Below are 20,211 nucleotides of genomic sequence, written 5' to 3' on the forward strand. Positions count from 1 at the left end.
GCCGGTCCTCCCCGGGCGTTCGGGGAGGGTGCGCCGATAGCATCTCGCACCCGAACCGCCCCTGGAGGATCCGCGCATGACCCGAACCGCCCCCTGGAGGATCCGCGCATGACCCGCTCCACGCCCTCGCGCCCCCTCGACATCGAAGCGGTGTTCCCCGCCCTTGCCCGGCACCGGCGGACGACGACGCGACTGCACCCCCGGCAGGGCACCGCGAAGCCGGAGGAGAGCTCGGTGGCGGGGCCGCTTCTCTGGCCCGCCGACGAGCCGTGGCCGGTGTGCACCGTCGTACACCCGAAAGGCACGGGACACCTGCTTTCCGACGTACGGCTCCGTCGGCGCATCCAGGACGAGGCCCGCGGGCGGGAGTTCACCGACGAGGAGCGGCGGCTCCTCGACGGGATGGCGCGGGCGACGCACGTCCCCGAGCTCCGCGACGAGGACCCGCTGCCGATGCTCGCCGTCGCCCAGCTCCACAGCCGGGACGTCCCGGACCTCGTCGGGCCCGAGGGGCACGATCTGCTCCAGGTCTTCTGGTGTCCCTTCGAGGTCCACGGCCCCGAGCGGACCATCGACGTCAGGCTGCGGTGGCGCCGCTCGGTCGACGTCGGCACGGTGCTCGCCCCGCAGCCCGAACCGCCGGTCGCCGGGCGCGAGGAGTGCGTTCCCACCTCCTGCGTCGTCCACCCCGAGCGGGTCGTCGAGCACGAGTACCTCGGGCTGCTCGGGGAGGAGCTCCAGGAGGAGATCGCCGAGTGGGAGGAAGGCCTCCTCGATGAGGGCGAGGACGAAGACGCGTACGCCCCGTCCTCGCCCGCCAGTTACGCGACGTACGAGGAGTACGAGGCCGCCATGGCCGCCGCCCGCGCGCAGGAGCCCGAAGAGATCGACTACATGGGCGACCTCTCGATCGCCCCCGGTTGGAAGGTCGGCGGCTTCGCCTCCTGGCACGTGACCGACCCCAGGCCCGTGGACTGCACCACGTGCGGGATGCCGATGCCGCCGCTGCTCACCGTCGCCGGCGTGGAGTGCGACGCCGCCTCGCGGAGCTGGCTGCCGGTCGAGGACCGCGACGCGACGGACGACCCGCGGATCTTCGACCCGGTCGGCGTCTACCTGGGCCGCGGTCTCCTACGGATCCATACCTGCCCGACAGACTCGAACCACCCACACCGGCTCAGCTTCCAGTGACCTGAACCGTTCCGGTCCCGCACGGGACCTGGGCCGTCTTTTCCTGCGGATTGCCTGCATGACGAGGTCTTGCCGCAGTCTTGGCGACGCTTTGGCGGACGACACCGGCCCCCGCACTAGCGTTCGCGTCATGCCGACACACCCCCCACACGGCGGCAGGCCCCAGGTCCTGCCGTACCGCAAGCCCACGCGCGGTCGCGACTACTGGATCCTCGACGACGTCCTGCCCGACCCCGACGCCGTACGGGCCCGCATGTTCGAACGGGACGACTGGGTCGAGGGCTACCCCCACAAGCCCGAGCCGTGGCCGGGCCTCCGGACGATGCCGGGCCTCGAACCGGCCGAACTCGCCCATGTGGAGAAGCTGGTACGGAAGACCGTCGGGGTGCAGAGGCTCTGGACCGTGGATCCCGTCGGCGGCGGCACGTTCAACCACAACTGCGTCCGGGTCGTCGGCGAGGGTGAGTGCGAACCGCGCCCGCACACCGACTCCCGGAGCCTGTGCCGGTACGCGGCGGTGCTGTACCTGAGCCCGGCCCTGCCCAAGGACTGCGGCACCAGCTTCTACCGCCAGAACCTGCCGGGCGGGGTCCTCGGCGGCAATCAGGTGCTGGCACCGCGCAACAACCTGGTCGACGCGCTCGGCACCCGCTTCGTCCCCGCGGACTCCTTCACCGAGGACCTGCGCGTCCCGCCCCGCTACAACCGCCTGCTGCTGTACTCGGCCAACCTCATCCACACGGCGACCGCGTACACGGGCACCACCCTGGAGGACAAGCGGATGACGGCCGTCTTCTTCTGGATGGCCTAGGAGCCGCCCTGTTCGATCTGGTGGATGAGCCGCTTGAGCTGGGTGACCTCGTCCTTGAGGGCGCGGTCGCCGGCGGTGGTGAGGGAGAGCCAGGTGCGGGCGCGCTTTCCCTCGTAGCCCTTCTCGATGTCGATCAGTCCGGCCTTCTCCAGAACGGACAGGTGCTGGCTGAGGTTTCCCGCCGTGAGGCCGAGCGCCGTGCGCAGGAAGCCGAACTCGACGCGGCGCGCCTGGTGGGCGACGGTGAGGATGCCGAGGCGGACGCGCTGGTGGACGACGTCGTCCAGGCCGGTGACGGGGTGCGGTTCGGGCTGATCGGTCATGACGCGCTGCGCCGTCCGTTCAGCTCGGCCAGGCCGAAGCCGAGGGCGCCGAGCAGGAGGAGCACGCCGGGGACGGCGAAGTGGGGCAGGGAGGACCAGGCCGAGGTGGCGGGGATCCCCGCCCAGCCGGTCGGCAGCGGCACCAGTTCGACGGCCAGGTAGCCGACGGCGAGCAGCAGCAGGGCGCGGCTGCGCTCCACCCAGGCCAGGGCGAGGAGCGGCAGCCCCACGGCGATGGCGTTCCCGGCGAGCCGTTCGAGGAACAGCGTGATGTCGGAGCCGGGGTCGAGGTGCAGGCCCCACAGGTCGACCTGCTGGCCGGGGCCCGGGATCCCGTGGCGCAGGGTCCAGAGGGCGGTGGCGCTCGACAGCGCGACCAGGGCGATGCCGGTGAGGATGTACGGGCGGACCGGCGTGCCGACGCCACGGGAGCGGGAGCGGCTGACGTAGAAGAACGCCGTCGCCGTGTAGGCCAGGGCGAGCGCGACGGGCCAGTAGACGGGCGAGCCCTGGCTGACCAGGGTGCAGCTGCCCCCCGTCGGGCAGGGGACGGTCTTGACCTCCGTGGTGAAGCGGCCGACGAGGATCCCGCCCAGGGTGAGCAGTCCCATCAGCAGGAGGGGGAACCAGGTGCCGCGCTGAGCGGCCCGGACCTGGCGGGTCAGATCGCCGAGGCCGGAGAGGACGTCGCGGGGCGTGCCGGGTGAGGGCATCGATGCGTCTGTCATGGCGTCAGCTTTGCATCACAAACCAGTTGTGACAAGAGAGTCGGCGTCGTCGCCCACTAGCTGCACGCCTTGCATGGATGACACGTTGTGTCACTTGTCTTCGGTGGGGCGTGATCCAGCCATGTCGCGTTCATGCGAGGTTCGCCCCGGCGGCCCAGTCTCACGGCCATGAACAAGGCAACTCTGTCCGCGACCGTCGTCGCCTCCGCTCTCGTCCTCGGCCTGCCCCTCGCGCCGGCCGCCACCGCCGCCGGGCGGGACCTGCCGCGGATCCCCGAACAGCACCACTCCGGCCGGACGATTCCGTTCACCGAGGCGACCGTCACGGCCGAGGCCGACGGCTCCTTCACCCTCGCCTGGAAGGCGGACGGCGTCACGCGCGTCGAGATCCGCGCGAACGGCAGGGTCGTCGCACGCGGTGCCGCCACGGGCCGCGCGGTCGTCACCGGTCTGCCCGCCGCCGACCGCCAGTGGTTCTGGTTCGAGGCCGACCACGGTCAGGGCCTGCGGCTCGCCGACCGGCTCGTCAAGCTCTCCGGCACCGTCAACCTCCGTGACGCCGGCGGCTACCGCACCGAGAACGGCCAGTGGGTCAGGATGGGCGAGGTCTACCGCTCGGACGCCCTGAACCGCCTGACCGCCGAGGACCAGGCCAGGCTCCGGCGCCTGCGCATCAAGACCGTCTTCGACCTCCGCATGGAGGACGAGCGCACCAAGGACCCCGACCAGGTCCCCGCCGGCGCCGACTACGTCGTCGCGGACGTCTTCGCCGGCTCGGGCGCCTTCCAGAGCATGCCGAGGACCCCGGCCGAGGCGGAGCGGATGATGACCGACGCGGAGAAGGTCATGGTCAGCGGCGACGGCGGCAAGAAGGCCTACAGCCAGGTGCTCGACGCGATAGGCGAGGACGACGCGCGTTCCGTGCTCTTCCACTGCACGGCCGGCAAGGACCGCACCGGGTGGGCCAACGCCGCCCTGCTGACCGCCCTCGGCGTGCCGCGGGACACCGTCATGGCCGACTACCTCGCCAGCAACACCTACCGCAAGGCCGCCAACGACGCCCTCCTCGGCCACCTCCCGCCCCAGCAGGCCGCCGTCTACAAACCGCTCCTCGACGTCCGCGCCGAGTACCTCAACTCCGGCTACGACGAGGTCGACGCGACGTACGGCTCCTTCGACCGCTACCTCAAGGACGCCCTCGGCATCGACCACCGCGAGCTGAAGCGCCTGAGGAAGGGCCTCCTCATCGGCTGAGCCCGGGTCCTGGCACCGCCCCACGGCCGGTGCCAGGACCACGGACCGGCCTCGCTCAGCCCGCGCGTCCGCAGCGCTCGGTGTCGATCTCGGCGAGCGTGGCCTCGTTGTAGCGGGGACCGTGCACGGTCGCGCTGTTCAGCAGCCGCCCCGCCGTGTCGAGCACCTCGGCGGGCACGTCGACGTCGAGCGTCGACAGGTTCTCCCGCAGGTGCGCCACCGACCGGGTTCCCGGGATCGCGATGACGTGGGGACCCCGGGAGAGGACCCAGGCCAGGGCCAGCTGCGGGAGGCTGATGCCGGCTTGCCCGGCGAGCCGGGCCAGCTCGGAGCGCCGGGCCAGATTGGCCGGATAGTGCCGGGCGTCGAAGCGCGGCATGCCCCGGCGGATGTCGGAGGCCGGCAGGGCGTCCAGGTCCGGCGGGGCGTCGGTGAGGACGCCCCGGGCCAGCGGGCTGAAGGCCACCAGCGCCACCCCGAGCTCGCGGGCCGCCGCCAGCGTGCCCTCCTCGGGATTGCGGGACCAGAGGCTGTACTCGTTCTGCAGCGCGGCGATCGGATGCACGGCGTGCGCCCGGCGCAGGGTCGCGGCCGACACCTCCGACAGGCCGAGCGCGCGCACCTTCCCGGCCGCGACCAGCTCGCCCATCGCCCCGACGCTCTCCTCGACCGGCACCTTCCGGTCGAGCCGGTGCAGGTAGTAGACGTCGATGACCTCGGTACGGAGCCGGGCCAGCGCCTCGTCGGCGGTGCGCCGGATCGTCTCCGGGCGTCCGTCGATGACCCGTCGGCCGTCGACCCCGGTCATCCCGCACTTGCCGGCGAGCACGATCCGGTCCCGGTGACCGGCCAGCACCCGGCCGACCAGCTCCTCGTTGGCGCCGAAGCCGTACAGGGCGGCGGTGTCGAAGAGCGTGACGCCCTCCTCCACGGCCGTGAGCAGGAGCCGCTCGGCCTCCTCCGGCGTCGGCGCCACACCGTACGCGTGGCTCAGGTTCATGCAGCCCAGGCCGACGGCCGGGACCTCGAAGGGCCCGATCCGGCGGGGCGTCGGCACGCTCACGAGCCCGCGACCGCGTTCAGCTGCTCCTCCAGGGCCGCCAGCGTCCGGTAGCAGGACAGCACCTGGGCGATCGAGGAGTTCGGCTCGCGGCCCTCGCGGATCGCGGCGACGAACTCGCGGTCCTGGAGCTCGATGCCGTCCATCGACACGTCGACGCCGCTCACGTCGATCGGCTCCTCCTTGCCGGTGAACAGGTCGTCGTACCGGGCGATGTACGTACCGGTGTCGCCGATGTAGCGGAAGAACGTGCCCAGCGGGCCGTCGTTGTTGAACGACAGCGACAGCGTGCAGATCGCGCCGTTCGCCGCGCGCAGCTGGATCGACATGTCCATCGCGATGCCGAGCTCGGGGTGGACCGGCCCCTGGACGGCGTTGGCCTGCACGATGGGCGAACCGGCCTGGTAGGCGAACAGGTCGACGGTGTGCGCGGCGTGGTGCCACAGCAGGTGGTCGGTCCAGGAGCGCGGCTGCCCGAGCGCGTTGAGGTTCTTCCGGCGGAAGAAGTACGTCTGCACGTCCATCTGCTGGAGGGTGAACTCGCCGGCCTCGATCCGCCGCCGCACCCACTGGTGGCTGGGGTTGAAGCGCCGGGTGTGGCCCACCATCGCGACGAGCCCGGTGCGCTCCTGCGCCGTCAGACACGCCTCGGCGTCGCCGAGCGAGTCGGCGAGCGGGATCTCCACCTGCACGTGCTTCCCCGCCTCCAGGCAGGCCAGCGTCTGCGAGGCGTGCATCTGCGTGGGCGTGGCCAGGATGACGGCGTCGATGTCGTCCATCGCCAGGACCTCGTCCAGCGAGGCGACGGCGCGCCCCACGCCCTGCTCCGCCGCGAACTTCTGGGCGCGTTCGAGGCTGCTGCTCACGACGGCGGCCACCTCGACGCCCTCGATCCGCTTCAGCGCGGCCGCGTGCTTGGCGCCGAAGGCGCCGCCCCCGGCCAGGGCGATCCGCAGGGTCCGGTCGTCAGTCATGTCACTCCTTCTCGGCGGGCTCTTCGGCCCGGGGGCGGTTTTCCAGGATCAGGTGGCCGACGGCGGTGTTCGACGCCGGCACATGGTAGAAGCGGTGCTTGACCCCGACCTCGCCGGAACCGTCGACATCGCTGAGCGCCCCGCGGGCGATCAGCCACATGACCAGCTCGATGCCCTCCGAGCCGGCCTCCTCGACGTACTCCAGGTGCGGGACCCCGGCCAGACCGGCGGGGTCCTCGACCAGCCGGTCCAGGAAGGCGTTGTCCCACTCCCGGTTGATCAGTCCGGCGCGAGGCCCCTGGAGCTGGTGGCTCATGCCGCCGGTGCCCCACACCTGCACCTTGAGCGGCCGGTCGTACGACTCGACGGCCCTGCGCAGGGCCTGGCCGAGCTTGAAGCACCGGGCACCGGAGGGGACCGGGTACTGCACCACGTTGACGTGGAACGGGATGACCTTGCACGGCCACTGCTCGACGTCGCCGAACATCAGCGACAGCGGGACGGTCAGACCGTGGTCGACGGCCATCTCGTTGACGAGGGTCAGGTCGAAGTCGTCCCGGATCAGCGAGTGCGCGATGTGCGCGGCCAGGTCGGGGTCGCCCTCGATGCCGGGCACGGGGCGGGGCCCGTACCCCTCGTCGGCGATGGGATAGGAGGCGCCGGTGCCGAGCACGAAGGTCGGGATCACCGACTGGTCGAAGGCGCTGGCATGGTCGTTGTAGACCAGGAAGATCACGTCGGGGACGTTCTCCCGCTCCCACGCCTTGGAGTACTCGTACCCCGCGAAGACCGGCTGCCAGTACGGCTCGTCGGTCTTGCCGTGGTCCATCGCCGCGCCGATCGCCGGAACGTGCGAGGTGAAGACGGCACCGGTGATCGCGGCGTGCTCGGCGGGGGCGGCCGGGGCGTGGGCGGCTTCGAGTACGGCGTGGTCGATGCGGTTGCCCTCGACCGGGCGTCCGCCGCCGACCATCATGTCGCGGTACTCCTGCTCGGTCATGCCGGTCATCGAGCCCGCCATCTGCTGGAACGAGAAGCCCAGCGTGGCACCCCACTTGGCGAGGAAGTAGATGTTCCCGCCCTCGCGCATCGCCGCGTTGAGGTCGCGGTCGAGCAGCGCCTGCTTCTGCTCCTCCCGCAGCGGCCAGGCGTCCAGGTAGGCGCGCTCGTCGGCGAGGTAGCGCGCGCGGTTCTCCGCCGTCATCAGCGACATGCAGAACTGGTTGAGGTGGTAGCCCTTGGCCGACTGCTCGGAGTCGAAGACGGTCGTCCCCGGTACCAGCTTGTAGGTCTTGTCCAGCGACATGCTGGGGCTCCAATCGGGGGAGGGTCAGTCGGCGTCGGGCCAGTACAGGCGCATCGGGTTGTCGACGAGCAGCTTCCGCCGCAGCTCCGGCGTCGGCGCGATGTGCGGGACGAAGTCGACGAGCAGCCCGTCGTCGGGCATGTGGTCGGTGAGGTTCGGGTGCGGCCAGTCGGTTCCCCACAGCACCCGGTCGGGGAACTCCTCGACCACGCGGCGGGCGAAGGGGACGACGTCGCGGTAGGCCCGCTGCTCCCCGTCGAGGGCCGGCGGGCCGCTCACCGAGAGGCGTTCCGGGCACGTCACCTTGCACCAGATGTCGGGGCGGGCCCGCATGAAGTTCAGGAACGCCTCGAAGTCGGGCCCGTCCGGGTCCTTCGCGGTGTCCGGCCGGCCCATGTGGTCGATGACCAGTGGCACCGGTATCGAGAGGAAGAAGTCCCGCAGGTCGGCGAGGTCGGCCGCCTCGAAGTAGACGACGACGTGCCAGTCGTACGGCGCGATCTTCTCGACGACGTCCCACAGGTCCTGCCGCGGCGCCGCGTCCACAAGACGCTTGACGAAGTTGAACCGCACCCCGCGGACGCCCGCCTCGTGCAGCTCCCGCACCTGTGCGTCCGTGACGTCGGGCCGCAGCGTCGCCACGCCCCGGGCAAGCCCGCCGGAGGCCCGCAGGGCGTCGGTCATGGCGGTGTTGTCGGCGCCGTGACAGGTCGCCTGCACCACGACGTTACGGGCGAAGCCGAGGTGGTCGCGGAGTGCGAAGAGCTGGTCCTTGGAGGCGTCGCACGGCGTGTACTTGCGCTCGGGCGCGTACGGGAACTCGGCACCGGGGCCGAAGACGTGGCAGTGCGCGTCGACGGCGCCCTCCGGGAGCCGGAACTGCGGCCGGCTCGGACCGGCGTACCAGTCGAGCCAGCCGGGGGTCTTCTCGAAACTCGTGGTCATGAGTCGTCCTCAGTCCTCGTACCGCAGTCCGAGCTCGGCCAGCGGGCCGCGCATGCCGTACATGTCCAGGCCGAGCCTGCCCGCCCGGAAATGCGCGCGCTTGCCCTCCTCGTTCGCCTCGCGCGCGGCCGAGGCGGCGGCCACCTCGGCGGCCCGCTCGCGCGGCACCACGACGACGCCGTCGGCGTCCGCGACGATCACGTCACCGGGCCGGACGAGGGCGTTGCCGCAGACCACGGGCACGTTGACCGAGCCGAGGGTGGCCTTGACCGTGCCCTTGGCGTTGACCGCGCGCGAGAAGACGGGGAAGTCCATCCCCTCCAGGTCGGCGACGTCGCGGACACCGCCGTCGATGACCAGGCCCCGGCAGCCCCGGGCGCGGAACGAGGTGGCGAGCAGCTCGCCGAAGAAGCCGTCCTCGCTCTCGGTCGTGCAGGCCGCGACGGCGACGTCGCCGTCCTCGATCTGCTCGGCGGCGACGTGCAGCATCCAGTTGTCGCCGGGCTGGAGCAGCACGGTGACGGCCGTGCCGCACATCCGGGCCTTCGGATAGACCGGGCGCAGGTAGGGGCGCATCAGGCCGACCCGGCCCATCGCCTCGTGGATCGTCGCGACGCCGAACGTCGACAGCTCCGCGACGGCCGCGGGGTCGGCACGGTCGACCTTGGTGTGGACGACGCCGATCTCGGTGTGTTCCATGCGTACTTCTCCTGGTGTCAGGGGCGACGGGGTCGGCGACGGGGTCAGCGGCCGGCCGCGGCGAGGCGGGCGGCGAGTCGGGGGTAGACGCGCAGGGCGTTGCCGGAGTAGACGGCGGCACGCTCCTCGTCCGACAGGTGCTCGGTGGCGTCGACGTAGCGCTTGGTGTCGTCGAAGTGGTGGCCGGTGCGCGGGTCGATGTCGCGGACCGCGCCGATCATCTCGCTGGCGAACAGGACGGACCGGCTGGGGATGACCCGGGTCAGCAGGTCGATGCCGGCCTGGTGGTAGACGCAGGTGTCGAAGAAGACGTTGTCGAGCAGCGTCTCCGGGTCCGGCTTCCCGAGCGCCATCGCCAGGCCGCGGAACCGGCCCCAGTGGTAGGGCACCGCGCCGCCGCCGTGCGGGATCACGAACCGCAGCGTCGGGAAGTCGGCGAACAGGTCGCCCTGGACCAGCTGCATGAACGCCGTGGTGTCGGCGTTCAGGTAGTGGGCGCCGGTCGTGTGGAAGGCGGGGTTGCACGAGGTGCTGACGTGGATCATGGCGGGGATGTCGTACGCGACCATCGCCTCGTACAGCGGGTACCAGCTGCGGTCGGTCAGCGGCGGCGCGGTCCAACGCCCGCCCGACGGATCGGGGTTGAGGTTGACCGTGACGGCTCCCAGCTCCTCGACCGCGCGCCGCAGCTCCGGCAGGCAGGTCGCGGGGTCGACGCCCGGGGACTGCGGCAGCATCGCGCCCATCGCGAAGCGGTCGGGGTACAGCGTGCCGACCCGGTGGACCAGGTCGTTGCAGATCCGCGCCCAGGTCGAGGAGACCTGGAAGTCGCCGATGTGGTGGGCCATGAAGCTGGCCCGCGGGGAGAAGATCGTCAGGTCGCTGCCGCGCTCGTCCATGAGCCGCAGCTGGTTGCCCTCGATCGCCCGGCGCAGGTCGTCGTCGCTGATGACCAGGGAGTCGGGGTCGGGCGCGTCCTCGGGGCTGCCGACCGCCGCCACCTGGCGGTCCCGCCACCGCGCCAGCTGCGGCGGCGCGGTGGTGAAGTGACCGTGACAGTCGATGATCATGATGCGTTGTCTCCTGGGGTCGTCGGGGTCAGTCGCGGGAGCTGACGGGCCAGCCGGTGTACTGCTCGGCGAGGAAGGTCCGCCCGGACCGCGTGCCCACGGTGTTGTCGAGCTCGCCGAGCTGGCGGCGCAGGTCGAACGGCGAGCCGCCGGGCGCCGTGTGCAGCAGCCGGGTCATCCAGTACGAGAAGTTCTGGGCCCGCCACACCCGTTGCAGCGCGCGCGGCTGGTAGTCGTCGAGGGCGGCGTCGCCCGCGCCGCCGAGTGCCCGCAGCAGGATCTCGGCCAGGACCTTCACGTCGTGCAGGGCGAGGTTGAGCCCGCGGGCGCCGGTCGGGGGCACGGTGTGCGCGGCGTCCCCGGCGAGCACCAGCGAACCCCAGCGCATCGGCTCCTGCACGAAGGAGCGGAACCGCAGCACAGCCTTGTCGGTGATCGGCCCCTCGTTCAGCCGGAAGCCGTCCTCACCGGCCACCCGCGCCTGAAGCGTCTCCCACACGCGGTCGTCGGACCAGGCGTCGACGGACTCGTCGGGGGAGCACTGGAAGTACATGCGCTGCACGGACGCGGAGCGCTGGCTGATCAGCGCGAAGCCGTGTGCGGAGTGGGCGTACACGAGCTCGGGCGCGCTGACCGGCGCCTCGGCGAGGATGCCGAACCACGCGAAGGGGTACTCCTTGCCGTACCGCACCCGCCGGTCCTCCGGGACCAGGTCGCGGCACATGCTGCGCGACCCGTCGGCACCGACCACGTACCGCGCGCGGATCTCGTGACGCGATCCGTCGGGCGCGGTGTAGCGGACCCGGGGAGCGCCGGTCGTGATGTCGAGGACCTCGGTGTCCCTGACACCGAAGTGGACCGTGCCGCCGTCGCGGTCCCGCGCGTCGGCCAGATCGATGAACACGTCGGTCTGCGGGTACAGCCACACCGACTCGCCGACCAGCTCCTTGAAGGGGATGCGGTGCGCCCGGCCGCCGAACCGGAGCACCGTGCCCTCGTGCTCGTGGCCCTCGCGCAGGATCCGGTCGGAGACGCCGGTCTCGACCAGGTCGCGCGCCGCGTCGGCCTCGAGGATGCCGGCCCGCTGCGTCGTCTCGATCTCACGGCGGGTACGGGTGTCGACCACGATCGTGTCGATCCCCGCGCGCCCGAGCCGGTGCGCCAGCATCAGGCCTGCCGGCCCGGCACCGACGACAGCGACGGGAACCGAGGAAACGGTGTCGACGACGGCATCAGCCATGGCATCTCCTGAGCAACTGAGAACGTTCCGAACACGTCGAACGTTGACAGCCGGGGCCGCGGCCGGTCGCGGGCGTTTCCGTCAGGCGGAAGCCCGCCTTGAACTCAGGCGGAAGCCCGCCCTGAACTCAGGCGGTCGTGCGGGTACGCCGGGCGAGCTCGTCGGAGATCCCGTGCGCCGCCCTCAGGAGCGGCTCCCGTAGCGTGCGCGCACGGCTTGCCCCGTGCGCCGTGAACACGATGCCGAGCGCCGCACTGACCGGACCTCCGCGCCCCATCCGCACGGGAGCGGCCACGGCGACCGTGCTCGCCGAGAGCTGCCGGTCGCTGACGAAGACCTGTTCGCGGCGGATCCGGTCCAGCTGCGTGCGCAGCGCCTTCGGGTCGACGACGGTGTGCGGGGTCCAGGACCGCAGCGGCGAGTCGAGGACCTCCTCCTGGATCTCCCGCGGCGCGTGCGCGAGGAGGATATGGCCCATTCCGGTGGAGGCGATCGGGAAACGCGTCCCGACGGAGGTCAGCAGCTCCACCGACCGGTGCCCGGCGATCCGCTCGACGAACACGAGCTCGGTGCCCTCGCGCACCGCGAGCTGGATGTTCTCGTGGGTCACCTCGTAGAGGTCCTGCATGAAGGGCAGTGCCACATCGCGCAGGATCTGGGTACGGGGGCATCCCGAGGCGATCTCCCAGAGCCTCAGCCCGACATGCCACGCCCCGTCCTCGCCGCGCTCCAGGGCGCCCCAGCCGGCGAGCTCCGTCACCACCCTGTGCGTGGTGCTCAGAGCGAGACCCGTACGCTGTGCGATCTCCGACAGGGTCTGTGAGGAGTGCTCACGGCCGAAGGCCGAGAGGACCTTGAGGACTTTTCCCGCTGCTGAGATCTGGGTCGCGCTCACGCGGCCAGTCTCGCAGACCGGCGCTGAGCAGCCCGACTGCCCGCCGTACCAGCCGCCGCACACCAAGGAGTCCACGTTGAACCGAGAGATCTCCGGACTGTCCTCGATGGCGACCAGGCCGATCCTGGCCGAGCTCGCCGAGCACATCCGGCTCGCTCACGGGATCCCCGTCCGCTTCGAGGCCGCCGGCGGGGTCGAGACCGCACGGCGCGTACGCGAGGGCGCGCGGGCCGACCTGCTCGTGCTGGCCGACGGAGCGCTGGCCGCGCTGGCGGCGGAAGGGCACCTTCTGGCGGAGACCGTGCGGCCGCTGTGGATCTCCCAGGTCGTCGCCGCGGTGCCGGAGGGGGCCCAGGTCCCTGCGCTCGGCTCGGAGTCCGACCTGCGAGCCGCCCTCCTGTCCGCGAGGAGGATCGCCTACTCCACGGGCCCCAGCGGGACGGCACTCGTCGACCTGATCGGCAGGCTCGGCCTCACCGACACGCTCGCGGACCGACTCGTCCAGGCGGCACCGGGAGCGCCCGCCGGCAGCCTGCTGTCGTCCGGTCAGGCCGACCTGGCCTTCCAGCAGCACAGCGAACTGATGGACCTGCCGGGCGTGGCCGTCGCCGGACCGCTGCCGGGCGACACCGCGATCAGCTCGCTCTTCAGCGCGGGCGTCCTCGCGACCTCCACCCGCCCGGCCCGGGCCCGCGAGGTCCTCGACCTCCTCGGGTCCGAGACGGCGACGAAGACCGCACGCACCCGGGGCATGCGGGCACCGGGGGACGACTGACCCGGCGAACAGCCGGTCATACGCGGAACGGCGCGCCGTCCAGGGGCCAGCGCGGGTCGGGTGTGATGCCGAGGGCGGTGTACACCTGAGCCGCCTCGATCGACGCGCCGTACTCCTGGCCGCAGCCCAGGAACCGGAGGTGTCGTGGGTGGAGGGCGGTCAGGGACCGATCCGACGGAGCCGGATCAGGCTGCTCGCGTAGTCGCCGGAGGGGAGCAGCGGGTCGATTCCGCGGCTCACCAGGACGGCACCCCTGTGCACCTGGTCCAGGTCCACGTCCAGGTAGCGCGCCGTCGGGTCGAGTGCGGGCAGCCGCACGGGGGCGGGCGCGTGTCCGAAGCGTGTGGTGGGGCGCCAGACGAGGATCGCGTGCTCGCTGTCGTCCGGCGCCGCGTAGTGGACCGCGGACACCGGGCCGTCGATGGCGACGCGATGCTGGTGTCCCCGCTGGACGAGCGGGCGGATGCGCTTGTACGCGGCGACGAGCTCGGCGGCCTCCGCCAGCTCCTCCCCGGTCCAGGACGTCAGGTCCCCGCCGAGCCCCAGCGCCCCGGCCATGGCGACGTGGAAGCGGAAGCGCAGCGGGGTGCGCCGGCCCGTGGCGGGGTTGGGGCTGTCGGTGACCCACGCGCCCATCGCCCGGGCGGGGAACAGCTGGGAGAAGCCGTGCTGGATCCCGATCCGGTCGACCGGATCGGTGTTGTCCGAGGTCCAGGCCTGGTCGGTGCGGGCGAGCATGCCGAGGTCGACGCGCCCGCCGCCGCCCGCGCACGCCTCGATGCCCAGGCCGGGATGGTCGGCACGGAGCCGGTCCATGATCCGGTGGACCGCCCGGGTGTGATGGATCCAGACGCGGTCGGGGTCGTGGTGGCCGTCCCAGCCGGCCTCGGTGAAGGGCCGGTTGGCGTCCCACTTGAGCCAGTCGACGTCGTGCTCGCGGACCAGGCGGTCGAGGGTCTCGTGGGCCCAGGCCTCCACCTCGGGCCGGCCGAAGTTCAGCACCAGCTGGTTGCGGAGTTCGGTCGCGTCGAGCCGGCCGGAGTGGACGACCCAGTCGGGATGCGCCCGGTACAACTCGCTGTCCCGGTTGACCATTTCCGGCTCCACCCACAGCCCGAACCGCATGCCGAGGCGGTGCACCTCGTCGGCGAGCGGACGCACCCCCCGGGGGAAGGCCTCGGGGCGGGGCGTCCAGTCGCCGAGGCCCGACCGGTCGTCCTTGCGGGTGCCGAACCAGCCGTCGTCCAGGACGAAGAGCTCCGTGCCGAGCCGGGCGGCCAGCCGAGCGAGGCGGATCTGACCGGCCTCGTCGACGCCGAACCCGGTGGCCTCCCACGAGTTGTAGAGGACCGGCCGGTCGCGTTCGGGCTGCGGCAGCACCGTCCCGCTCACATACGCGTGCCAGGCGCGGCTGGCCCCGCCGAAACCGTGCGGCGTGTAGAGCCCCGCGTACACCGGGGTGCACAGGCTCTCGCCCGGCCGCAGGGTCCAGCCGACCCCCTCGTGGCCGAAGCCGCCGGTCCAGGTGGTGCGGCCGACCGGATCGCGGTGGACCGTGACGCGCCAGCTTCCGCTCCAGGCGAGCGCGGTGCTCCACACCTCGCCCCCGACCTCGCTCGCGGTGCCGTCGTCGACGGCCAGCCAGGGGCTCGCGTGGTGGCCGGTGAGTCCCCGGCGGCTGGTCAGCACGGTCTCGGCGACCGGAAGCCGGTCCCGCTGCAGCTGGAACTCGCTGTTCCAGCCGCCGACCAGGTGGCTGAGCCGGTAGTCGGCCAGTGGGGGAGCGGTCCACGAGGCCGAGTCGAGGCGGTCGACGGCGATCGGGTCGGGCGACCCGTCCGCCGCCCCGGTGTGGGTCAGCTCCGTCCAGCGTTCGACGACGTCCGTGTCGGGCCGTACGCGATAGCAGAGTTCGGCCCGCAGTGGGCGGTGCCGGTCCTCCAGGCGCAGCCGCAGTTCCCCGCCGTCGACGTGGTGGCCGGCGAAGCGCCACTGGACGCCGCGGGTGCCGTCGGCGAAGCGGACCTGAAGCCCGGCCGGTCCGAAGCGCGCCCCGGTCTGCGGGGCGAGTTCGTCGGGCGCGGCGTCCGCCTCGAAGCTGCTCGCGGCGGGTGACACGAAGTCAGGCAGCGCGGCCAGGGCGTCGATGTCGAGAGGCACGCCCCAATGGACGCTCCGGGGGCTGCCGTCGGCGGCGACGCGGAGTGCGTAGACGCTGTGGGGCGTCCGCAGGACCGCGAGGCCGAGGCCGGGGTGGAAGGTGACGAGCGGGAGTGCGGCAAGCACGGATGGATCCCCTGACGGTGCGGTGGTAACAGGGCTGTATCCAGGACGACTTACGTGGAGCGTCGCCGAAGTCGCTTTCCTTGGGCCGGAGATGGGCACAGGAGCGGGCCCGAGCGTAGGGGAGCCCCAACTCCCAAATCAATACTGGAAGAAGTTATTTATTTGCTCTACGTTGCACCCGTGTTTCCACATCACTCCCAGCCTCTGGTCAGTGCACCCGCCGAGACCGCGGTCCTCGCCCTGCTCCTCGCGGAGGGACCGCTCAGCAGGGTGGAACTGGCCCGGCGAACGGGACTCTCCTCGACGGCCGTCACCAAGGCGGCCAGGCCGCTCATCGACGACGGCTACCTGTACGAGCTCCCACCGGAGCGCACCGCCCCCGGCGCCGGACGGCCCGTCAACCCGCTCGCGGTCGCGCCCGACCGGGAGTACTTCATCGGACTGAAGATCAGCGCCGGTGAACTCTTCGGCGCCGTCTGCGACCTCAGGGCCGGCATCCGGGCCACGGCCGGCCGGCCGTTGAGCGAGTGCACCCCCGAGGCCGTCGCCGTCCGGGTCGCCGGCCTGGTCGACGAACTCCTCGACGCCGACCCGGCGTTCCGCGACCGCACGCGCCACCTCGGCGTCGCCGTGAACGGCGATGTGGACCGCGACAGCGGACGGCTCCGCCACTCCGGCCTGCTCGGCTGGCGCGACGTCCCGCTCGCCGCACTGCTCGCCGCGTCGACCGGCCTGACGGTCACCGTCGAGAACGACGTCAGAGCCCTGACCGTCGCCGAGCACTGGTTCGGCGAGGGCATCGGCACCGAATACTTCGCGCTGGTCACCATCGGCTCGGGCATCGGCTCCGCCCTCGTCGTCAACGGGCGCCTGCTCAGAGGCGCGTACGGCGTCGCGGGCGAGGTCGGACACGTCTGCGTCGACCCGGCGGGACCGCGCTGCCGCTGCGGCGCACGCGGCTGCGTCGAGGCCATCGCCTCGACCGACGAGATCCTCGCCGTGGTCCGCGAGGCCGCCGCGAACCCGCTCCTCACCTTCGACGACGTCGTCGCGATGGCCCGCGACGGCAGCCCCGGGGCCTGCGAGGCCTTCGCCCGCGCCGGACGCGCCATCGGGGTCGGCATCGCCACCCTGGTCAACGTCGTCGGCCCGGAACGGGTCGTCGTCAGCGGTGAAGGAGTCGACGCCTACGACCTCCTCGGCCGCCACATCCAGGACGCGTACGCCGCGCACGTCTTCGGCGCCGCCTCCCGCTGCCCGCTCTCGCTGCGCCCGCTGCCCTGGGAGGAGTGGGCCCGAGGGGGCGCCGCCGTGGCCATCCAGGCCCTCTTCCCGCAGCCCGCGCCGACCTTCACGATCGGCGCCGGCTGACCGGCGCGGCGACACCGCCGTATCCCCGCAGCCGTCGCGTACGACTCCCTGGCCGCCGCCCTCCTCTGCCGGCAAGCACTGACGAAGGCGCCGACCAGGGAGCACATCCGCCCCGCACACCCTCAGAGAAGGACATACGACATGAGCGCACGCAGAGCCGAGCTTAGCCGACGCGGGTTCCTCACGGGATCGCTGCTCGTCGCCGCCGGAACGGTCCTGACGACCGCCTGCAGCACCGACCCCACGGGCGCCTCCTCCTCCGGTGCGAAGACCACCCTCAACGTCTGGTACCACGCCTACGGTGAGACCGGCACCCAGCAGGCCGTCCTCCGCTACGCCACCGCCTTCACCAAGGCCCACCCCGACATCGCCGTGAAGGTGACGTGGGTGCCCGGCGACTACGCGGCCAAGCTCAACGCGACCCTGCTGACCGACGCGGCCCCCGACGTCTTCGAGATCGGCGACTTCAGCGAGGCCATGGTCCGGCGCGGGCAGATCGCCGCGCTCGACGACGTGTACGGCAGCGCCCGGAGCGACTTCAACGCCAACGCCATCAGCTCCGTCACCGTCGACGGCAAGCTCTACGGCGTCAAGATGATCGACGACGTCATCATGCTCTACTACCGCAAGAGCGTCCTGGCCAAGGCGGGGATCACCCCGCCCACCACCTTCGACGGTCTCGCCGCGGCGGCCAAGGTCCTGACCACCGACAAGAACAAGGGCCTCTTCGTCGGCAACGACGGCATCGGCGACACCGCCAGCAACGCCGTCTGGTCCAACGGCGGCGACCTCGTGACCCCCGACGGCACGGTGGCGTTCGGATCGCCCCGGGCGCTGGAGGCGATCACCGCCCTGAAGCGCCTGCACGACGACAAGTCGCTGCTCCTCGGCTTCACCACCGACTGGTGGGACCCCGCGGCCTTCACGCAGGGCGTCGTGCCGATGCAGTGGTGCGGCCTGTGGGCGATGCCCGCCGTCCAGGACGCGCTCGGCGACGACTTCGGCGTCCTGCCCTGGCCCGCCTTCAAGGCCGGAGGCACGCCCGTCGTCCGGGTCGGCGGGTGGACCAGCTGCGTGAACGCCAAGGGCGAGAACCTGGCGGCGGCGAAGAAGTTCGCCCAGTGGCTGTGGGTCGAGCAGTCCGCCCTGCAGCGGGACTTCGCCGAGAGCTACGGCTTCCACGTCCCGCCGCGCACGTCCGTCGCGGCGTCCGCGGAGAAGCTGTCCACCGGCACCGCCAAGGAGACCGTGGGCCTGGCCGCGAAGTACGGGAAGCACAACCCGGGAACCTGGGACACCGCGGTGAGCAGCGCCTTCAACGCGGCAGCGGCGAAGATAGCGGGCGGCGAAGGCGACCCCGCCGCCCTCCTGGCCGACGCGGTGAAGAAGACCCAGAGCGAGATCGACGAGCAGCTCGGCCGGTGACACCGATGAACGCCTCGGCCACCTCCACCACGATGAAGCCCGAGAGCACCGGGCGCCCCGCGGTCACCCCGCGCGGCGCCGCCCGGACCGCCCGGACCGCGTTCGTGCTCCTCACCGCACCCGTGCTCATCGGGCTCGGCATCTTCAAGTACGTCGCGATCGGCTGGAGTCTCCTGCTCAGCCTCAGCGACGCGCGCGGCACCATCGCCCTCGGCCACTGGGTCGGACTCGACAACTACCGCACCCTCCTGTCCGACCAGGCCTTCCGCGAGTCGCTGATCCAGATCCTCGTCTTCACCGCCTTCATCGTGCCGGTCACCTACGCCGTCTCCCTGGGGCTCGCGCTCCTGGTGCACCGGATCCGCCGCGGCCGGGCCCTGTTCCGTACCACCTTCCTCATCCCGGCGGCCGTCTCGTACGTCGCCGCCTCACTGCTGTGGAAGATGAGCCTGTTCAACGGCCTCCCGGCGGGCATCGCCAACATGATCGGCGGCTGGTTCGGCGCGGAACCGGTGGCCTGGCTCCAGTCCACCTCGCCACCGCTCTACTGGATCGTCCTCGTCACACTGCGCCTGTGGCTCCAGGTCGGCTTCTACATGGTGCTCTTCCTCGCCGGGCTCCAGGCCATCCCCAAGGAGCTGTACGAGGCCGCCGCACTCGACGGCGCCACGGGCCGGCGACTCCTCACCGGCATCACCCTCCCCATGCTGCGCAACACCTCCGTCGCCGTCCTCATGCTGCTGTTCATCGCCGCCTTCCAGGCCTTCGACGAGTTCTACAACCTCTTCAACAGCGGGCAGTCCGGCACCGGAACGGCCCCCGTCCAGACCCCGCTGATCCACCTCTACAACACCGCCATGGGCAGCCAGAACTACGGCCTCGGATCCGCCGGAGCCTTCGTGCTCACCGCCCTCATCGTCGGAGTGACCCTGATCCAGGGACGGTTCACCGGCTTCGGCAGGAGCGGAGAATGAGAAGCGCATGACCACCCTGCCCGGCCTGTCCCGCGCCGCGCGCCTCGGCGCCCGCGGCCTCCTCGTCGGCCTGCTCACCGCGGCCTTCCTCGCGCCCTTCTACCTGCTGCTCCGCAACGCCCTCATGGACTCCCGGAGCCTGACGGCGCCCGAGTGGACGTGGTGGCCCTCGACGATGCACTTCGAGAACTTCACCGCCCTCTTCGACGACCCCGCCGTCTCCATGGGCCCCGCCCTCGGCAACTCGCTGCTCATCGCCGCCGTCACCGCGCCCGTGTCCACGCTCCTCGCCTCCGCCGCCGGCTACGCCCTCGCGCGGATCCCCGTCCCGGGACGCGGTGTGGTGCTCGCCCTGGTGGTGGCCACGCTGATGATCCCCGGCTCCGTCACCTTCGTGCCGACGTTCGTCGTGGTCGGCTCCATGGGCGGCGTCAACACCCTCTGGGGCATCGTCGTGCCCGGCCTCTTCAATCCGTTCGCGGTGCTGCTGTTCCGTAATTTCTACCTGCAGTTCCCGAGCGAGATCGAGGACGCCGGACGACTCGACGGCCTCGGCTGGCTGGGCCTGTACGGCCGGATCGCCCTGCCGAGCTCAGGAGCGATGCTGGCCTCGCTCGGCGCGCTGTCCTTCATCGACAGCTGGAACTCCTTCCTGTGGCCGCTGGTCATCGGCCAGGACCCGTCCGCCTGGACCGCGCAGATCGCGCTGTCCACCTTCCTCACCTCGCAGACCATCAACCTGCCCGGCCTGTTCGCCGGCGCCGTCGTCACCATCACGCCGCTGGTCGTCATGTTCCTCGTAGCCCAGCGCTACATCGTCGAGGGCATCGCCACCAGCGGCCTCAAGGGCTGACCGCACCCGGCCCGGTTCACCAGTCTCCCCG

Annotated in this window: 19 protein-coding genes; 8 read left to right on the top strand and 11 right to left on the bottom strand. The window is 71.7% G+C overall.

From position 1 onward, the window contains the following. The first annotated feature begins 108 nt into the window (after positions 1 to 108). On the top strand, positions 109 to 1,191 hold the full coding sequence (locus ACZ7HT_RS05200; RefSeq protein WP_471159929.1) for a hypothetical protein: 1,083 nt from the start codon (positions 109 to 111) through the stop codon (positions 1,189 to 1,191). 130 nt (positions 1,192 to 1,321) lie between these two features. Beyond that, positions 1,322 to 2,002 carry a DUF6445 family protein gene (locus ACZ7HT_RS05205; protein WP_471159931.1) on the top strand — a complete coding sequence of 227 codons (681 nt, stop codon included), beginning with the start codon at positions 1,322 to 1,324 and terminating at the stop codon, positions 2,000 to 2,002. Here the strand turns inward: ACZ7HT_RS05205 and ACZ7HT_RS05210 are convergent. Next, positions 1,999 to 2,325 (bottom strand): transcriptional regulator, encoded by a 327-nt coding sequence (locus tag ACZ7HT_RS05210; protein WP_471159934.1) that lies wholly within the window; start codon positions 2,323 to 2,325, stop codon positions 1,999 to 2,001. The genes ACZ7HT_RS05205 and ACZ7HT_RS05210 overlap by 4 nt on opposite strands. Continuing rightward, positions 2,322 to 3,053, bottom strand: coding sequence for a hypothetical protein (locus ACZ7HT_RS05215; RefSeq protein ID WP_471159936.1), 732 nt, complete (start codon positions 3,051 to 3,053; stop codon positions 2,322 to 2,324). Before ACZ7HT_RS05215 ends, ACZ7HT_RS05210 begins: the two co-directional genes overlap by 4 nt. Before the next feature lie 168 nt (positions 3,054 to 3,221). On the opposite strand from ACZ7HT_RS05215, the gene ACZ7HT_RS05220 reads away from it, so the two are divergent. Further along, complete coding sequence (locus tag ACZ7HT_RS05220; protein WP_471159939.1) at positions 3,222 to 4,307, top strand: tyrosine-protein phosphatase; 1,086 nt, start codon at positions 3,222 to 3,224, stop codon at positions 4,305 to 4,307. Positions 4,308 to 4,362: 55 nt separating this feature from the next. Here the strand turns inward: ACZ7HT_RS05220 and ACZ7HT_RS05225 are convergent, their stop codons facing one another. From ACZ7HT_RS05225 to ACZ7HT_RS05260, 8 genes are all read right to left on the bottom strand, one after another. Then, complete coding sequence (locus tag ACZ7HT_RS05225; RefSeq protein WP_471159942.1) at positions 4,363 to 5,370, bottom strand: aldo/keto reductase; 1,008 nt, start codon at positions 5,368 to 5,370, stop codon at positions 4,363 to 4,365. After that, entirely contained in the window at positions 5,367 to 6,341 is a 975-nt protein-coding gene (locus ACZ7HT_RS05230) for a Gfo/Idh/MocA family oxidoreductase (RefSeq protein ID WP_471159944.1), read from the bottom strand. The genes ACZ7HT_RS05225 and ACZ7HT_RS05230 overlap by 4 nt, the downstream gene beginning before the upstream one ends. Position 6,342: 1 nt before the next feature. After that, the gene (ligA, locus tag ACZ7HT_RS05235; protein ID WP_471159947.1) at positions 6,343 to 7,647 is read right to left on the bottom strand and encodes a protocatechuate 4,5-dioxygenase subunit alpha; all 1,305 of its coding nucleotides are present in this window, start codon (positions 7,645 to 7,647) and stop codon (positions 6,343 to 6,345) included. 24 nt (positions 7,648 to 7,671) lie between these two features. After that, positions 7,672 to 8,592: an amidohydrolase family protein gene (locus tag ACZ7HT_RS05240; protein WP_471159950.1), complete on the bottom strand. Its 921-nt coding sequence runs from the start codon at positions 8,590 to 8,592 to the stop codon at positions 7,672 to 7,674. Between the two features lie 9 nt (positions 8,593 to 8,601). Next, positions 8,602 to 9,291, bottom strand: coding sequence for a 4-carboxy-4-hydroxy-2-oxoadipate aldolase/oxaloacetate decarboxylase (gene ligK / locus ACZ7HT_RS05245; RefSeq protein WP_471159951.1), 690 nt, complete (start codon positions 9,289 to 9,291; stop codon positions 8,602 to 8,604). Between the two features lie 44 nt (positions 9,292 to 9,335). After that, complete coding sequence (locus ACZ7HT_RS05250) at positions 9,336 to 10,361, bottom strand: amidohydrolase family protein (protein WP_471159954.1); 1,026 nt, start codon at positions 10,359 to 10,361, stop codon at positions 9,336 to 9,338. 28 nt (positions 10,362 to 10,389) lie between these two features. Next, the gene (locus tag ACZ7HT_RS05255; protein ID WP_471159956.1) at positions 10,390 to 11,601 is read right to left on the bottom strand and encodes a 4-hydroxybenzoate 3-monooxygenase; all 1,212 of its coding nucleotides are present in this window, start codon (positions 11,599 to 11,601) and stop codon (positions 10,390 to 10,392) included. 127 nt (positions 11,602 to 11,728) lie between these two features. Further along, the gene (locus tag ACZ7HT_RS05260; protein ID WP_471159959.1) at positions 11,729 to 12,496 is read right to left on the bottom strand and encodes an IclR family transcriptional regulator; all 768 of its coding nucleotides are present in this window, start codon (positions 12,494 to 12,496) and stop codon (positions 11,729 to 11,731) included. A 76-nt stretch (positions 12,497 to 12,572) separates the two neighbouring features. On the opposite strand from ACZ7HT_RS05260, the gene ACZ7HT_RS05265 reads away from it, so the two are divergent. Then, positions 12,573 to 13,271 carry a substrate-binding domain-containing protein gene (locus ACZ7HT_RS05265; RefSeq protein WP_471159962.1) on the top strand — a complete coding sequence of 233 codons (699 nt, stop codon included), beginning with the start codon at positions 12,573 to 12,575 and terminating at the stop codon, positions 13,269 to 13,271. Between the two features lie 159 nt (positions 13,272 to 13,430). On the opposite strand, the gene ACZ7HT_RS05270 is transcribed toward ACZ7HT_RS05265, so the two are convergent. Beyond that, the gene (locus ACZ7HT_RS05270) at positions 13,431 to 15,557 is read right to left on the bottom strand and encodes an alpha-galactosidase (protein ID WP_471159964.1); all 2,127 of its coding nucleotides are present in this window, start codon (positions 15,555 to 15,557) and stop codon (positions 13,431 to 13,433) included. Between the two features lie 180 nt (positions 15,558 to 15,737). Between ACZ7HT_RS05270 and ACZ7HT_RS05275 the strand changes: the two genes are divergently transcribed. The 4 genes from ACZ7HT_RS05275 to ACZ7HT_RS05290 all read left to right on the top strand — a co-directional run bounded on the left by ACZ7HT_RS05275 (position 15,738) and on the right by ACZ7HT_RS05290 (position 20,180). After that, the gene (locus ACZ7HT_RS05275) at positions 15,738 to 16,928 is read left to right on the top strand and encodes an ROK family protein (RefSeq protein ID WP_471159967.1); all 1,191 of its coding nucleotides are present in this window, start codon (positions 15,738 to 15,740) and stop codon (positions 16,926 to 16,928) included. A gap of 141 nt (positions 16,929 to 17,069) precedes the next feature. Next, positions 17,070 to 18,353 carry an ABC transporter substrate-binding protein gene (locus tag ACZ7HT_RS05280; RefSeq protein WP_471159969.1) on the top strand — a complete coding sequence of 428 codons (1,284 nt, stop codon included), beginning with the start codon at positions 17,070 to 17,072 and terminating at the stop codon, positions 18,351 to 18,353. Positions 18,354 to 18,358: 5 nt separating this feature from the next. Then, positions 18,359 to 19,327, top strand: a complete 969-nt coding sequence (locus ACZ7HT_RS05285) for a carbohydrate ABC transporter permease (RefSeq protein ID WP_471159972.1) — start codon at positions 18,359 to 18,361, stop codon at positions 19,325 to 19,327. Between the two features lie 7 nt (positions 19,328 to 19,334). Continuing rightward, entirely contained in the window at positions 19,335 to 20,180 is an 846-nt protein-coding gene (locus ACZ7HT_RS05290) for a carbohydrate ABC transporter permease (protein WP_471159975.1), read from the top strand. The last annotated feature ends 31 nt before the right edge of the window (positions 20,181 to 20,211 follow it).

The organism is Streptomyces sp. NPDC037410 (genome assembly GCF_055602235.1).